Annotated in this window: 14 protein-coding genes; 2 read left to right on the forward strand and 12 right to left on the reverse strand. The window is 69.1% G+C overall.

The features are described 5' to 3' along the window. Positions 1 to 179: 179 nt before the first annotated feature. Positions 180 to 1,067, forward strand: coding sequence for an HAD family hydrolase (locus tag AC08OO_RS11205; RefSeq protein WP_476607184.1), 888 nt, complete (start codon positions 180 to 182; stop codon positions 1,065 to 1,067). Between the two features lie 25 nt (positions 1,068 to 1,092). Here AC08OO_RS11205 and AC08OO_RS11210 read toward each other — a convergent pair whose 3' ends face one another. The 11 genes from AC08OO_RS11210 to AC08OO_RS11260 all read right to left on the reverse strand — a co-directional run bounded on the left by AC08OO_RS11210 (position 1,093) and on the right by AC08OO_RS11260 (position 13,706). Then, complete coding sequence (locus AC08OO_RS11210) at positions 1,093 to 2,262, reverse strand: lysophospholipid acyltransferase family protein (protein ID WP_476609848.1); 1,170 nt, start codon at positions 2,260 to 2,262, stop codon at positions 1,093 to 1,095. A gap of 56 nt (positions 2,263 to 2,318) precedes the next feature. Beyond that, on the reverse strand, positions 2,319 to 3,359 hold the full coding sequence (locus AC08OO_RS11215) for an NAD-dependent epimerase/dehydratase family protein (protein ID WP_476606878.1): 1,041 nt from the start codon (positions 3,357 to 3,359) through the stop codon (positions 2,319 to 2,321). Between the two features lie 327 nt (positions 3,360 to 3,686). Beyond that, complete coding sequence (locus AC08OO_RS11220; protein WP_476606879.1) at positions 3,687 to 4,556, reverse strand: SAM hydrolase/SAM-dependent halogenase family protein; 870 nt, start codon at positions 4,554 to 4,556, stop codon at positions 3,687 to 3,689. A gap of 275 nt (positions 4,557 to 4,831) precedes the next feature. After that, positions 4,832 to 4,930: a 30S ribosomal protein bS22 gene (locus AC08OO_RS11225; protein ID WP_003948845.1), complete on the reverse strand. Its 99-nt coding sequence runs from the start codon at positions 4,928 to 4,930 to the stop codon at positions 4,832 to 4,834. A 95-nt stretch (positions 4,931 to 5,025) separates the two neighbouring features. Next, a complete protein-coding gene (gene proC, locus AC08OO_RS11230; protein ID WP_476606880.1) occupies positions 5,026 to 5,823 on the reverse strand; it encodes a pyrroline-5-carboxylate reductase in 798 nt (265 codons plus the stop codon). A 100-nt stretch (positions 5,824 to 5,923) separates the two neighbouring features. Continuing rightward, entirely contained in the window at positions 5,924 to 8,041 is a 2,118-nt protein-coding gene (locus AC08OO_RS11235) for an acyltransferase family protein (protein ID WP_476609849.1), read from the reverse strand. A gap of 420 nt (positions 8,042 to 8,461) precedes the next feature. Then, entirely contained in the window at positions 8,462 to 9,259 is a 798-nt protein-coding gene (locus AC08OO_RS11240) for a class I SAM-dependent methyltransferase (protein WP_476609850.1), read from the reverse strand. An 83-nt stretch (positions 9,260 to 9,342) separates the two neighbouring features. Continuing rightward, a complete protein-coding gene (locus tag AC08OO_RS11245; RefSeq protein WP_476609854.1) occupies positions 9,343 to 10,272 on the reverse strand; it encodes a sugar phosphate isomerase/epimerase family protein in 930 nt (309 codons plus the stop codon). Positions 10,273 to 10,551: 279 nt separating this feature from the next. Next, positions 10,552 to 11,652, reverse strand: coding sequence for a Ppx/GppA phosphatase family protein (locus AC08OO_RS11250; protein WP_476609851.1), 1,101 nt, complete (start codon positions 11,650 to 11,652; stop codon positions 10,552 to 10,554). After that, complete coding sequence (locus AC08OO_RS11255) at positions 11,649 to 12,329, reverse strand: response regulator transcription factor (protein ID WP_011434934.1); 681 nt, start codon at positions 12,327 to 12,329, stop codon at positions 11,649 to 11,651. The genes AC08OO_RS11250 and AC08OO_RS11255 overlap by 4 nt, the downstream gene beginning before the upstream one ends. A 117-nt stretch (positions 12,330 to 12,446) precedes the next feature. Continuing rightward, entirely contained in the window at positions 12,447 to 13,706 is a 1,260-nt protein-coding gene (locus tag AC08OO_RS11260) for a sensor histidine kinase (protein WP_476618487.1), read from the reverse strand. Positions 13,707 to 14,035: 329 nt separating this feature from the next. Between AC08OO_RS11260 and phoU the strand changes: the two genes are divergently transcribed. Continuing rightward, positions 14,036 to 14,683: a phosphate signaling complex protein PhoU gene (gene phoU / locus AC08OO_RS11265; protein WP_476609853.1), complete on the forward strand. Its 648-nt coding sequence runs from the start codon at positions 14,036 to 14,038 to the stop codon at positions 14,681 to 14,683. Between the two features lie 237 nt (positions 14,684 to 14,920). Here the strand turns inward: phoU and AC08OO_RS11270 are convergent, their stop codons facing one another. Beyond that, on the reverse strand, positions 14,921 to 15,658 hold the full coding sequence (locus AC08OO_RS11270; RefSeq protein ID WP_023839828.1) for a phosphoglyceromutase: 738 nt from the start codon (positions 15,656 to 15,658) through the stop codon (positions 14,921 to 14,923). Positions 15,659 to 16,194 lie beyond the last annotated feature (536 nt).

Genomic DNA, 16,194 nt, shown 5'->3' on the forward strand with positions numbered 1-16,194 from the left:
CCCGCCGTCACGTTCGAGCGGCGGCCGCCGCGAAGTCGTGCCGCACCGTACTCTGACGGCGTGCCGGCGAACCATGGCGTGGATCGCGGCGCGCGGAGGTGGCGACAAGGGGTGGGTGGCGGCCCCGGTCACTTCCCGAGCCGAGCCCTTGCTCCGCCCCGGACAGCATGGAGTTGACGATGAGGGTGCGACGACGCAGGGACCTGGCCACGACGAGGCAGGCCGCCGAGGCCGCCGCGATCGCCGCCTTGAAGGTCGCGGCCGAGGAGGTTCCGCGGGCTCCGCTGGACGAGTCGGCGGCCGCGTTCTTCGACGTGGACAACACCATGATGGCGGGCGCCTCGATCTTCTACTTCGCCCGCGGCCTGGCCGCCCGGGACTTCTTCAACTCGCGTGACCTGATCCGGTTCGGCTGGCAGCACATCACCTACCGGCTGCGTGGGCTCGAGGACCCGAGCGGCATCCGGGATGCTCGGGAGACCGCGCTCGCCTTCGTCGCCGGGCGCACGGTGGCCGAGATCGTCCGTTACGGCGAGGAGATCTACGACGAACGGATGGCCGAGCAGATCTACTCGGGTACGCACGCGCTCGCCCAGCAGCACCTTGACGCGGGCCAGCGAGTGTGGCTGGTCACGGCCACCCCGGTCGAGCTCGCCTCGGTCATCGCCCGGCGGCTGAACCTCACCGGCGCCCTCGGCACGGTCAGTGAGGTCTCCGCCGAGGGCACCTATACCGGCCACCTGGTCGGCGGCCTGCTGCACGGCCAGGCGAAGGCCGAGGCCGTGCAGGCACTCGCCGAGCGGGAGGGCCTGGACCTGTCCCGGTGCTGGGCCTACTCGGACTCGATCAACGATCTGCCCATGCTCTCCCTGGTGGGCCACCCGGTCGCGATCAACCCGGATCCGGATCTGAAGACCGTGGCCCGGGAACGCGAATGGCCGATCAAGGACTTTCGCACGGCCCGTAAGGCAGCCAAGATCGGCATTCCGACGGCAGCCGGGGTGGGCGCGCTCGCCGGCGGGGTCGCCGCCGGCATGGCGTTGCGGCGCCGGGCCGCAGGCGTCTAGAGCACCTTCGGCGCCGGGAAAGAACCTAGAAGAACACCGAGCGGCGCTGCATCAGCAGGCTGTACAGCGTATGCTGGATGGTCTCCCGGATGCGATCGGTGAGCTCGAACACCAGCATCGGGTCGTCCGCCGCCTCAGCGGTGTACGTCTTCGTCGGGACCGACTCCCCAAACTCGATGATCCATTTGGACGGAAGCGGGATGAGCCCCAGCAGGCCGAGCCACGGGAAGGTCGGCGTAACCGGCAGGTAGGGCAGCCCGAACAGGCGAGCGAGCGACTTCGCGTTACCAATCATAGGATAGATTTCTTCGGCTCCGACGATCGTGCACGGAATGATCGGCGCACCCGTCCGCAACGCGGCCGAGACGAATCCACCGCGCCCGAACCGCTGCAACTTGTACCGCTCGCTGAACGGCTTGCCGACGCCCTTGAAGCCCTCCGGCCAGACCCCGACAAGGTGCCCGGTGTTCAGCAGGTTTTCCGCGTCAGCCTGACACGCCAGAGTGTTGCCGATCTTACGAGCCAGCGGGGCCAGGAACGGCACCGCGAACACCAGGTCGGCGGCGAGCATGCGCAGGTGGCGATGGGCCGGATGATGATCGAGGATGGCCACGGCCATCATCAGCGCGTCCATTGGCAGGGTGCCCGAGTGATTGGCCACCACCAGAGCGCCACCCGTGTCCGGGATGTTCTCCAGCCCCCGGGTCTCGACCCGGAAGTAGTCCCGGTAGATCGGCCGCAGCAGCGGAGCGACGACGTGTTCGGTGAGGTCCGGGTCAAACCCGTGCTCGTCGACGACGTAGTCGCCGGTGATGCGCCGCCGCAGGAAGGCCAGCGCTCCCGCGAGGGCCGTCTCCAGATCACCGGGTTCGGCCGTCGGCGGTGGCGCGCCGTCCGTCCTGGCAGCGCCGTCGGGCCCGGCAGCGCCGTCGGGCCCGGCAGCGCCGTCGGGCCCGGCAGCGGCGGTGGGATCCGTCGCCGGGTCGGACGGCCCACCCGCCGCCGACCGGCTTTCGGTCAGCGTCGCCTCGGCACCGTTGAGCGAGGAGCGAGGGGACGCGGCGGCTGGACCGGGGGAAACCTCGTCGGGGGAAATCCCGTCGAGAAAAGCCGGGTCATGCGAAGCCGAACCGGCTGCGGCGGATTTCCAAGGCATGATCTGCGCTTCACCCCGGGATTCGTCACCTTTTCTCACGTGTTCCGCCTCCCCCCTATCCGATCCCGCACCCGGCGGGCCGCAACCGCCCTCCATCACCCTGTTCCCACCAGCCGGCATCGGGCCAGCGAATCGAGCATCCTGTGCTCAGCTCGGGAGATCAGATCGTGGTCGATGGTGAACCGGAGCCCGCGCTGGCGGACGAAACTGTCGAAGGTCTCCATCGTCGAGTACCGGGGCCGGTAACCGAAGATCTCCTTCAGCCGGGTCGTGTCCACGGCCCGGCCGTGCGCGAGGAAGTCAAGCTGCTCAGCGGAGAAGTCGACGAGCCGCAGCCGCCGGGCGATCCCGCCCAACACCCCGATCGCGGGGAACGGCACCGGCGTGGACGGCCGACCCGCTCGGCGGATCGCCTGCGAAAGCAGGAGCACACCGTCCCCGGCCACGTTGAACGTCCCCGGGTGGGCGCGGCGGGTCGCGCGCATCAGCACGGCCAACGCGTCATCGGAGTGCAGCAGCTGGATGCGGGGGTCGAAGCCGAGGACCGTGGGAACCAGCGGAAGGTCCAGATAGCGCGCGAGCGGGCTGTCGATCTGCGGACCGAGGATGTTGGTGAACCGCAGCACGGTTACCGCGATGTCGGGACGTCGCCGGCTGAATCCACGCACGTAACCCTCGACCTCGACGGCGTCCTTGGCATAGCCACCGGCGGGCAGGGCGCGCGGCTCAGTGTCCTCTGTAAACAGCGCGGGGTCGCGAGCGGACGACCCGTAGATCGACGTCGTGGACTTCACGACCAGCTTGGTGACACTGGGCGCCTTCTGGCACGCGGCCAGCAGCTGCATCGTGCCGATGACGTTGATTTCCTTCATCGCGGCCCGTCCACCCGCACCGAGCGGCGTGGCGATCACGTTCAGGTGCAGCACCGTATCGATCTCCGTGGTGGAGATCACCTTTGCGATCAACGGATGCCGGATGTCCGCGCGCACGAACTGGGTCCGCCCGAGGTCGCTGGTGGGAGCAGTGGTATCGACCCCGACGACGGCCTCGACCCCCGGGTCAGCCGCGAGCGCCATCGCCACCTGCGCCCCCAACGGCCGCGCTACACCGGTCACCAACACACGGCGTGGTCTCATGGCAGTCTCCCGCAACGCCCGCATGGTCCAGCCCGGCACCCGGACCGGATGGCCGGGCGACCGGGCAGCCCGAACCAGGCCGACCGGAGCGCGCCACCGTTCCCCGGGACCGGGGGCCGCGATGTCCGGCCGAGAAAGGTTCACGCGGTCCGATCGTGGGCTCATCGTACGCCCGTCCCTCGACCGCTCATTGCACAGCGTAAGGCCAGCCGCGCACATCGAATACGGAAAGTAGGGGAAAAACAACCCGTCCGAGCCGGACGAGGATCGACGCCGGCCAGGCCCGGTGCCGCTGCCGACGTTGCCGGCCCAGCGGCGATGCCGACATCACCGCTGGGCCGGCAACGGAAAATCCAGGATGGAGCGTCCCGGTGACGGACTCCTCGGCAGCTGCGCCACGACGACCGCGTCCTGGCGCCGCAGCCGCAGCAGGTCGGCCGCTCGCCCACAGTTTACTGCGATCATCACCCGACGCAACGCGTCCTCACACAAGGTGACTCCACCGCGGGGCACATCGCCGTAGGTATGCGTGAACGTGAGCCGCATGACGCGGTTGCCGGCACGGACCTCGACCAGATCTCCCAACAGAATGCCGGCGGCCTCCAGCTCGGCCCGGGTCATGTTGAGCGAGAGGTTGCCGAAGTGGTCAACGGACACGACCTCGCCGTGCACATGGTCGTCGTCGACGCTGCACGCACGCGGCTGGAAACGCGTGAGCGCGTCGGGGTCGAGCCGGGGGCCGACGTCGGTGAGGGCGAGTCCGGCAGCAAGCCGGGCCGCGACCGGCGCATAGACGTCCCGTCCCCGGAACACCGCGGTGGGCAGCGGTAGCCACAGCTCCCGGTTGGAGATCTCGTGCACCGCGGCGACGCCACCGAGCGCATCCCAGGCCAGCGACGCCACGCCGTTGTCCGGGCAGACGAAGGTCGAGCCGTCCGTGCTCCGGATCGCCGCGCCGCGGGTGTAACCATCGGCATCGAGCCGCTCCACGACGACGAGATGAACCCCCACCGGAAGATAACCGATCGCGCCGACCAGGGTGACGGCTGCATGCCCGACGTCCTGCGGCGCGATGGCGTGGCAGACGTCGAGGACGCGCGCCGACGGGGCGTGCCGCGCGATAACCCCGTGACACACCCCTACAGAGGCATCGTCGACGCCGTAGTCGGACAGGAAATTGATCCACGATCCCGTCATGCCGTCTCCCTGGCTGCGGGCCGGCCACGCTGCCACCCGAGGGAAACAGCCTGCCACACGGTGACAGTTACAGCACGCAAAGCCACATGATACGAGACGGCATGGCGGTACGAACTCGCGACGTGCGGGGTGGACACCGGACGCCGGGGACCGCGGATCGGCCGACTATCTCCAGGTACGACCGGACTCCCGGGTACGCCCCACCCCCCGGTGGGCGACCCGCGTCCTAGTGCGCTACCTACTTCCGGTCAGCGGCCTGACTTCCTGGCAGCGGCCTACTTCTTGTTGCGGCGCTGAACGCGCGTCCGCTTCAGCAACTTGCGGTGCTTCTTCTTGGCCATCCGCTTACGACGCTTCTTGATGACAGAACCCACGTACCCGACCGATCTATGTTGAGGAAGTTACCGGGCGAGCCTACCCGCCACGGCGGGCAACCATCGGAGCCCGGTGCTCCGGTACCCGGGCGCCCTCAACTACGGCCGAGTTCCCGCGACCGATTGCTCGCCGCCTCCAGGGCGTCCATGAGCGCCGCGCGCACACCGCGACGGTCCAGCTCCCGCAGTGCCGCGATCGTGGTCCCGGCCGGAGAGGTGACGGCCTCCCGCAACAGCACCGGATGCTCACCGCTCTCGCGCAGCATCCGCGCCGAGCCCAGGGCGGTCTGGGTCATGAGTTCCGCAGCCAGGGTGCGGGGCAGCCCGAGGAGCACACCCGCCTCGATCATCGCATCGACAAGATAGAAGAAGTACGCCGGTCCGCTGCCGGACAGGGCCGTCACCGCGTCGAGCTGGGACTCTGCCACCCGCGTCACCCGGCCGACCGGCGTCAGCAGGGCTTCTGCCGTGGCGAGGTGCTTCTCCTCGGCGTAGCGGCCCCCGCAGATCGCCGACATCGCCTCCCCGACGAGCAGCGGGGTGTTCGTCATCACCCGGACCACCGGGGAAAGCGAAGGTAGCCGCTCCTCGAGAAGATCAGTGGTGATGCCCGCCGCCAACGACACCACGAGCGTCCCGTTCGCGACCACCGACCCGATCTCGGTCAGCAGGGTCCCGACGTCCTGGGGCTTCACCGCGATGATCAGAACATCCGCCTTGGCTGCGGCCACCGTCGGCGCCTGCGCCTCGACGCCGTGACGCGCCACGATCTCACCAGCCCGGTCGGCATCACGTTCGGCCACGACGATGTCCTGAGCGGCATGCCCGGACCGCAGCAGCCCCGACAGCATCGCCCCGCCGAGCCGTCCCGCCCCCATGACCGCAACGATCATGACCATCCTTTCCTTCCACCCGCTTCTACCCCGGCCTGGAGGTTACGGCGCCCTCGGGCAGCCAGCGGAATGCGGATCCCGGCCCGCCGTCGTGCGCGGGCTACCAGCCGTAGCCCGACTGGCGATCAACTCCGCGTCGCCCGTCGTACTCAAGCCGGCGTTCGTGGCCACCCCAGTGGCCGGGTTCGTGACCCGTCCAGGGCTCGTGACCCGTCCAGGGCTCGTGACGTTCGCCCTGCCGGCCGACGACGGATCGAGGATCGTAGATTATTTCGGCGGTGTATGCCCGGTCCGTGGCCGCCTGCCGCTGCGCCTCCTCGCCGCCGTTTTGCCGGCCTCGCACCGCCCACGACAGATCGGCGGTCTCGGTGAGTCCGTACCCGTACCCCGGCCAAGGACGGACGTAGCCCTCGTCGATCCATTCATCACCCCATTCATCGGCATCGTCCGGGCCACCCGCCGGTTGATCGGACCCGACCTCGTACGACGACCAGCCACCTTCGCCCGACCAGGCACCGTCGCCCGACCAGCCACCCCGCGACCGGGCCCCGGGCGGATCGCCGGGCCAGTCGTGATCCAGCCGATCAGACCGACCGGTCGTGGCCGACGCGACGCGTGCCGACCGGTCTGGCTCGCCAGCCGGATACACCTCGTCAAGGGTGTACAGCCCGGCGGCCCGGCGGTCCCCGTCAGGCCGGTAACGCTGTCCGGATTCACCGGTCCGGTCCCAGGACCGGTGGTGCCGGTGGCCCTCGTACCGGTCACCCTCGTCGTACGGGTGATTCCGGCCGGCCCGCGGGACGGCCGGGTGCGAGAACCGTCCGCGGTCGGGCTCCCGGGTCGGTTCGGGAATGCGCGCCCAGGTGGCGGCGCCGGGTCCAGTGGCGTCTCCGGGAGCGGGCCGCGCCGCCGGGATCGCGCCCGGCTCGGGCCCACGGGGGGTGTCGGCCCACGGGGGTCGGGCACGCTGCGCAGGCTTCTCCACGAACCGGTTCGAGAAGTACGCGATGAACGTGCTGACCGCCGCCGCCACGACAACCGACGGCCACAGCCCGATCCGGGGCACCAGCTGCCCGTTCGCAACCGAGATCACCGGATAGTGCCAGAGGTAGATACTGAAGGTGATCTTACCGAGGAAGGCCATCCGTGGACTGCCGAGCAGGCGGACCCAGCCGGCGTCGCGGCGCAGGTCGGCGCCCAGGATGACCACGGCACCGAGCAGGGCGCTGGGCAGGTAGGCGGCATGGTCGAGCCAGTTGGCGTCATAACCGTCCTTGTTCGGCCCAAGGACGGCGAAGAAGATCAATCCGATCCCCGCAACAAAGCCGAGATCGGCGATCCGACGGCCCGCCCGCCAACGCTCGACCGTCGCCGCCGTGACAGGGGTCATCGTGCCGATCTGCTGGGCGTGCCGGCGGCGGCGCGGCGCGGCCAGGTCCGGCTCCTCGGCGACGAGGGCGCGCAGGCGGATGTCACGCCAGACCGCCAGCAGACAGCCGATCAGCAGCGGTGCGACGTGCGTGTCCAGCGCGAGGTACACCCGCGAGTGCGGGGCGCCGCCGGCGGCCACGGTCCAGGTCCAGACCGCCGCGAAGGCAATCATGGCGAAAATGATCTTCAGCAGGTGCGCCCGGAACCGGTCCGAGCGGCTGACAATCAGGAACAGCCCCGGCCACAAGAGATAGAACTGCTCCTCCAGGGACAGGGACCACACGTGGGCCAACCATCGCCCACCGGCGGCAGGATGCAGGACCTTGTACCAGTTGTTGACATTGAAAAAGGCGGAGAGCGCACTCCCGACGTAGTCGTCCCGGAAGGGGATGTCGTTCCATTTGAACGCCACCGTCACCGCGAGCCCGACGAGCAGGTACACCCACATCGCGGGCATCAGCCGGTAGGCCCGGCGCACCAGGAATCGACTCACCGAGATCGTCCCGGTCCGGCTGTGTTCGGTCAGCAGGAGCGTGGTGATAAGAAATCCACTCAGCACGAAGAAGACGTCGACGGCGACGTTGCTGGCCTGGATCGCACCCATGTGGCCGGCGAGGATGGTGTAGATACAGACGATCCGCAACCCGTCCAACGCCGGGTTGTACGCGAACTTCGCCGCGGCGGCAGCCGCGGCCGGCCTGGCCGGCGGCTCCCAGCCAGCCGGGGTGCCGTCGCGCGTTATCCTCGTTATCCTTGTCGCCTCAGTCTGCTGCGGGGCAAGCCGCATGATGACCGTCGCCTCCTCTATCGGGCGTCGGCAGTCCCGACACCCGACACCCGACACCCGACACCCGACACCCGACACCCAGGGCGACCGTACGGTGCCGCGATGACCCGAGCGTGAGTCGCTCCCGAACCATGCCCCTGGTCGGACCAATGACCCGGACACGGGTACCCGTATCACCCCGCTACGCCAGCGAAGTCAGACATCACTGTGCGAATGACGCAAGACTAACGGATCGGAAAATTCGGGACAAGGCAGGTACCGGTGGCCACAAAACAACGCCACCCCAAAAGCGACGCTGTGCGCACGGTTCATCACGAAGTCACATCGGCCGAACCATGGCGTCACAGCGCGCCAGAGAAAGGGGAAGGTCACCGGACGGGAGAGCCTCGGCAGAGGCGCCCACGCTGTCTCTCCCGCGCGCTACTCGGGAACCTGGGCAATCACCAGGAGCGTACGAAACGGCTCGACGACGACACCGTCAGGAAAGGCGCGCAGCATCGTGCGACGCTCCGCGTCAAGGAAATCGTCGAGCCGATCGCCGATGGCCGCGACGTAGGACTTCGACCGCTGCCACGTGAGGTAGTCATCGATGTTAATCCGGCGCCGCCACCGGCCGGTCAGGGTGACAACCTCGCTGAAGTGGCCGGTCCACCGCAACTCGTCGGCGAACGGTCGCACACGGTACCCGCGGTGATATCCGGGGTTCATCCGCTCAAGCCGTTCCTGCTGGCGCTGCCACCACCGGTACTCCTCGGCGTCGACGTCGTTCCACCACACGGCGAGGGCTCCGCCGGGCCGCAGCACGCGGGCGGCCTCGGCCGCAGCGGTCGGTACCTGTACCCAGTGCCATGCCTGGGCATAGCAGACCAGGTCGACGGCCTGCTCCCGGAAGGGCAACGCCTCCCCGTCCCCGCGCACCGCGGGCAGTCCGGGGCTGCGCTGGCGCAACCGCGCCAGCATGGTCGGCCCGGGTTCCACCGGTACCACCCGCGCGCCCCGGCCGATCAGCAGACGCGTGGCGATGCCGGTCCCGGCACCGACGTCAAGCACGTCCGCGCCGCGCAGCGGCCGCCCGAGGAACCGCTCGACGTCACGGAAGATGTGGTCGGGATAGCTCGGCCTGGCCGCGGCGTAGGCATCCGCCAACGGGTCGAACAGCGAGCCGGTGGGAGTACGACCAGAAGGGACGGACACTCCGTCATGGTGGCACTCGACCATGGCGGCGAGCCATGGGAACGGTGTAAGCCCCGGAGGTGGGTCAGCCGGCGGTGGACCCCGGATGCGGATCAGCCGTAGGTGGATCAGCCGTAGGTGGAACGGAGTCCTGCGGCGGACGGTGCGGCGAAGTGCAGACGGGTGAACGCCAGCGCCTCGGCGAGCTCGGCCTCGCGCTGGGCACGCGACTCGGCCCGCCTGGTATTGATCTCGACCACCACGGTGCCGTCGAAACCGCCGGCAGCCAGCAGTTCAAGCAGCTCCGCACAGGGCTGCGTGCCACGACCGGGGACGAGATGTTCGTCCTTGGCCGAGCCCAGACCATCGGCCATGTGCACGTGGACCAGCCGCTCGCCGAGAAGCTCGGCCATCTCGAGCGGGTCCGAGCGGGACACACTCGTGTGCGACAGGTCGAGGGTGACATGCGCGTAGTCGTCTTCGACCGGGGACCAGTCCGGGGCATAGGCGGAGACCTCCCGCCCCCGCGCCCGCAGCGGGAACATGTTCTCCACCGCGAAGCGGATGTCGGTCTCGCCGGCCATCCGCTCGATGCCCGTCACGAACTCGCGGGCATAGTCTCGCTGCCAGCGAAACGGCGGGTGGACGACGACCGTCGACGCGCCAAGCGTCTCGGCTACGGTACGGGCCCGCACCAGCTTCGCCCATGGATCCGTACCCCAGACCCGCTGGGTGAGCAGCAGGCACGGCGCATGAATGGCCAGAATCGGGATGCCGTGATAGTCCATCAGCCGCTTCAGCGCCTGCGGATCCTGGCTAACCGGATCGGTCCAGACCATGATCTCGACCCCGTCATACCCCAGCCGCGCCGCCATCTCGAAGGCCGAGGCGGTGGACTCAGGATAGGTCGAGGCCGTTGAGAGCGCCACGCGGGCACCCGGAGCGGTCGTGGCCAGCTCGGGCGCTCCGCGCGGGACAATGAGTGAGGAGCTACCGCCACCACCACCGGGCCCCGAACCGCCCGCGACCCCACCGGACGAGATCGGGGCGGGAGTCATCGCGGTCGGCGACACCGACCGCGCGTCGTCACGCCATGCCTGCAATCCGTCTCCCTGCCACGCGAGCCAGGGGTTGGCCGTCACGACCGACCTCTCTCCCAGGCTAGGCCATCTCCGCGGCCCCGCCCGCACAGACATCCGCGGGATGACGGTCGGAACCTTCATATCGCCCGTGACAACGGCCACATCGGGCAATTACGCGCATCAAGAACACTTTCTGCAAGGTTCATCTCACCCTCTGCCAGGTGAAGGGAGTTCATCGCTCCGGCGTCAGGATCGTCAGGATGAGGTGAGCCAGTCCAGTCGGCGCAGGATCACCCCTTCACGCAGGGCCCAGGGGCAAATCTCCACCTCGTCGATGGCGAACAGATCGAGAGCCTCGTCCGCGACGACCGCCCCCGCGACCAGCTGGGCCGCCCGGGAGGCGGAGACGCCCGGCAGCGCCGCGCGCTCCTCGACCGACATCCGGCACACCTTGGCCGTCACCTCCACGAGGTCGTCCCGGCGCAGCACCCTGCGGGTATAGGGACCGCGGCTGTAGGACTCCGCACCGGCGATCCGAGCCAGCGACCGGAAGGTCTTCGACGTCGCCACCGCCCTCGTGTGCTCCCCCAGGGGATAGATGGTGCCCACGATCGGCGCGATCTGGGACCGGACGTAACGGCGCAGCTCGCTGAGCTCGGACCGCTTGGGCGGGTCGCTCGGGGCCAGCCAGTCCCGGGTCAGCCGGCTCGCGCCAAGCGGCAGGGATGCGACCACTTCGGGGTCCTCGTGCATGCCGGCGCCGATCTCCAGGGAACCACCGCCGATGTCCAACGCCAGCAACCGGCCGGCGCTCCAGCCGAACCACCGGCGGACGGCGAGGAAGGTCAACCTGGCCTCCTCCTCCCCGGGCAGGACGCCGATGGAGACCCCGGTGGCCTCGCCCACCCGGCGCAGGACCGCCTCTCCGTTGGTGGCGTCCCGCAACGCCGACGTGGCGAAGGCCGCCAGATCGTGGACCCCGAGCGCGTCGGCCTGCTGGCGCATGTCCAGGACGCAGGAGGTCAGGGCGCGCTCTCCGGCGGCGTCCAGCGCCCCGTCCGCGTCGAGCAGTTCCACCAGCCGCAGCGGCACGCGCACGCTGGCGGCCGGCTGCGGCTGGCCGCCCCGGTGCGCGTCCACGACAAGCAGGTGGACGGTGTTCGAGCCGATGTCGATCACACCGAGACGCATTGGACCGGGATGTGGACCCGCCGGGAGCGGACTCACCGCGGCCGCCTGCCGTCCCGGGGCGACGGCGGCGTCGGGCTGCGCCACGATCTTCGGAAACCACGCACCCGGACGCATGCCACCGAGCACCTCTTCACCGTTCCCTCCGGCCGCGACCGCCGGGGTCACGGCTCGAACTTGTATCCCAGTCCCCGAACGGTCACCAGGTGCCGCGGGTTGCCGGGTTCGTGCTCAATCTTTGTCCGCAGTCGTTTGACGTGGACATCCAGGGTCTTGGTGTCGCCGACGTAGTCCGACCCCCAGACCCGGTCGATCAGTTGGCCCCGGGTCAGCACCCGGCCCGCGTTGCGCAGGAACATCTCCAACAGCTCGAACTCCTTGAGCGGCAGGGTGACCGTGGTCCCGTCGACGGTGACGACATGGCGCTCAACGTCCATCCGGACCGGGCCGGCCTCCAACGTCGCGTCCCCCACCTCCTCGTTCTCCGACCGCCGCCGCAGCACCGCGCGGATCCGCGCCACCAGCTCCCGGGCGGAGAACGGCTTCGTGACGTAGTCGTCCGCTCCGAGTTCCAGCCCGAGCACCTTGTCGATCTCGCTGTCCCGAGCGGTCAGCATGATGATCGGCACAGTGGAACGGGTTCGCAAGGTTCGGCACACTTCCGTGCCCGACAGCCCCGGCAGCATGAGGTCCAGCAGGACAAGATCAGCCCCCCGCCGATCGAACTCGGCCAGCGCGCTGGGGCCGTCGGCGACGACCCCCACCTCGAAGCCCTCCCGTTCCAACATGAACGACAACGCGTCGGAGAAGGACTCCTCGTCCTCGACCACGAGCAGCCGGGTCACCTGTTCGCTCCCCTTGTTACGTTGGACGGACCGGCCGACCCGGACCGCTTCCTGTTACCGTCGATGGGACGGGTGAACCCGCCGCGTCTACCGGTCATGACCGGTACCGTTCACCGTTCACGAACCGCCACCGAGTTCATCATCGCCATAATGTTCACCATCGCCCCGACCGCGGGCGTCGGCATCGGCCCCGACGACGTCGAAGCCATCCACCCCGTCATCCTCGCGGGTTTCGTCCGAGCCGTCCGTCATCGCATCGTCATCGTCGCCGGTGAACAGCGGCAACCGGAGTGTGAAGGTGGAACCCGCGCCCTCGGCGCTCCACACAGAGACCACGCCGCCGTGATTGGTCGCGATGTGCTTGACGATGGCGAGCCCCAGGCCGGTCCCACCGGTTGCGCGGGATCGCGCCGGATCCGCCCGATAGAAGCGTTCGAAGACCCGTTCCAGGTCCTTCTCCGCGATCCCGATGCCCTCGTCGGCGACGGAGATCTCCACGGTCTCACCGCTGCGCCGAACCCCGAGCACGACCCGGGTGCCACGCGGCGAGTAGCTGATCGCATTGTCGAGCAGGTTCGCGACGGCGGTCACGAGCTGGCCCTCATCCCCACACACCGGCAGGTCACCATCGCCGATCACCGCAACCGAGATCGCCTGGGCCTGCGCTGCCAGCCGGGTGCGGTCGACCGCCTCGGTGAGCACCGCGGACGCCCGCATCGGCCGCAGGTTGGGCAGCGGATCGGCGCCCTGCAGCCGGGAGAGATCGATGATCTCCTGAACCAGACGGGCGAGCCGGGTCGATTCGTGGGTCATCCGGGAGGCGAACCGGCGGACTGCCACCGGGTCCTCGCAGGCCGCGGCGACCGCTTCGGCGAGGACGTGCAACGCACCGACCGGCGTCTTGAGCTCGTGGCTGATGTTCGCCACGAAGTCCCGACGGACGGCCTCGACCCGACGCGACTCGGTAATGTCATCCACGATGACGGCGACATGACCGGACGAGTCCAGCAGCCGGGCCCGGGCACGCACCGCCAGCCCCTCCTGGTCCGGTCGAGGACGGGTGAGGGGGGGCTCGGGGACGGGCGGCAGCTCAAGCTGCCGCTCCTGGTCACTGCCCGCGAGTCGGGTGGCCCGGACGAGATCGGCCAGCTCCACCACCGCGATCTCGTCGGCGGCGACCACACCCATACGTCGCGCGACCATGTTCACCAGAACTACCCGGTCCGCGGCGTCGAGGACGAGCAGACCGGTCGGCAGGCCGGCGATCACCCGACGCACGAGCCTTGCCGGCAACGTCATGCCGCCGGTGTCCCCGCCGGACGCCGAACCAGTAGTCAGGTCAGTCGTCGAACCGGCTGTTCCAGGCACCGCTGTCATCGTCCACCATCGTCCGCTCACCCTGTACGGCCTGCCGACCTGCACGAGCCGCGGATGCGGTGTGTACCGGTTGTCATGGCATCCGCCGACCTGTCACCCACTCGCCGCATGCTAGGTGTCCGCATGCCACCTAGGTATTGCTCTGCAAGCCTCCACCGCCGATCGTCGCTAGCTGTTCATCAGACCCATCGTCAATGTTCACCAGAGAGCGAGAGGTCCGCATCATCGTCAGAACCGGAGCGACGCAAGTACCCAAAAGCACCATGATCGAATCAATCCCTCAGGATCTCTGACCCCTCGATCCCCCACCGAATGAGAAGGAGCCGTCCGTGCGGGACGCCTTCACCGACGAACTCGACAGCATCAACCGGTCCCTGATCGAGATGACCAACCTGGTCGCCTCGGCCATGGCCCGGGCCACCACCGCTCTCCTCGACGCCGATCTCCAACTCGCCGAGAACGTCATCAGCGGAGACGAGACGGTCGACCTGCTGCGCAGCGAGATCGAGGAGCGGGCCTTCGACGTGATGGCCCGTCAGGCCCCGGTCGCCACCGATCTGAGGATGATGGTGGCCACGCTGCGGATCGTCGCCGACCTGGAGCGGATGGGCGACCTCGCCCTGCACGTGGCGAAGGTCGCCCGCCGGCGCTACCCGGGCCGGGCGGTCCCGCCGGAGCTCCGGGCGACCCTGCTGGAGATGGGGCAGGTCGCGCAGCGCATCGTCGCGAAGGCCGGATCGGTGATCGCCAGCCGGGACACCGACCTCGCCAAGCAGCTGGAGGCCGACGACGACGCGATGGACGGGCTGCACCGCGCCCTGTTCCACATACTGATCGAGAAGCCCTGGCCGCACGGGATGGAGGCGGCGATCGACATCACTCTCTGCGGCCGCTACTACGAGCGGTACGCCGACCATGCGGTCTCGGTCGCCCGCCGGGTGCTCTACCTGGTCACCGGGGATTCCAGCGGCACGTGAGGGCACCCGGGGAGATCCGCCCCCGGTCTCGCGCGGGCGTGGTCCCCACGCACGGCCCGACGGTTCCCCGCGTGCATCCCGCCGGCGCTACGGCGGCTGCCCGCGATGGCCCGCGATGGCCCGCGATGGCCCGCGATGATGGCACGGGCCGGTCGGGACTATATGACCCAGTCGGGACTATATGATTATAGTCCCGACTATTTTTGGTCTCGACTATCTTCTTGATTGCTTTTCTGACTACTTCTTGGTGCCCTGCGCGGCGACGGCGGCCGCGGCGAGCGCCGCGGCGTCGGGGTCGAGGTACCCCGAGCTCACCACACCCAGCTGGTCGTCCAACTCGTAGCGCAGCGGGATGCCGGTGGGGATGTTGAGCCCGGCGATGTCGGTGTCGCTGATGTGATCGAGATGCTTCACCAGGGCACGCAGCGAGTTGCCATGCGCCGCCACCAGGACGGTACGGCCGGTCCGCAGGTCCGGCACAATCGCGTCGTACCAGTAGGGCAGCATCCGGGCAACGACGTCGGCGAGGCACTCGGTCCGCGGGATGACGTCGGGGGCAAGGTCGTCATAGCGCTCGTCCACCCCGCTGACCTGCTCCGGACCGATCTCCGGCGGCGGCGTGTCATAGGAGCGACGCCAGAGCTGGAACTGCTCCGCGCCGAACTTCTCCAGCGTCTCCGCCTTGTTCAGGCCCTGCAGGCCGCCGTAGTGCCGCTCGTTGAGCCGCCAGGTGCGGCGAACCGGAACCCAGGTGCGCCCGGCGGCATCCAGCGCCAGCCAGGCGGTACGGATCGCCCTGGTCAGCAGGGACGTGTGCACCACGTCCGGCAGGACGCCGGACTCCCGCAGCAGCTCACCCCCGCGAGTGGCCTCCTTGGCACCCTTCTCGGAAAGATCAACGTCCACCCAGCCGGTGAACAGGTTTTCGCGGTTCCAAATGCTCTCACCGTGGCGGAGCAGGACGAGCGTCGGCATACCCGAGATCCTGCCCGCTCGGCGGCCCACTCGGCCAGCATTGCCGGTTGTTGCCTGTGACTCCCCGGCTCAGGGCCGGTCGTGCCGGCGACCGGTTGTCACCCGGCGGCAGGACAGGAATCCGGCGGCACGACAGGAATTCATCCGGAACTGAACGACCCCCGGGCGCTCCGCCGCCGCGCGAAGCGGAGGCGGGCCGTCGGGACTTGCGACGGCGCCCGGGGGTCGGGTGTCTGCCTGGTTCTCGCCGGTGCCGGTGCCCATGGGCCACCCGGCCAGAGGTGAGGACCACGAGACCGGCTAGCGGACAGCCACCTCACGAGTCCTATGAGCATACAAAGCCTGGACCACCTCCCTTCTCGTGTACCCGTGACGCTACGCGGACCCAGGGGCGCATCGCAACGGCTTTTCCGCGCGCGTTGATGGGACGCTCCCGACACCGGCCGGCCGGAACAGCCAGGCCACCCGCGCGGGCCCGGGGCCACAGCCGAACCGTGCGCGGACCCGGCCGAGGCACGCCACGGGGACCTAGACCT

Source organism: Frankia sp. CeCAU1 (assembly GCF_977971845.1).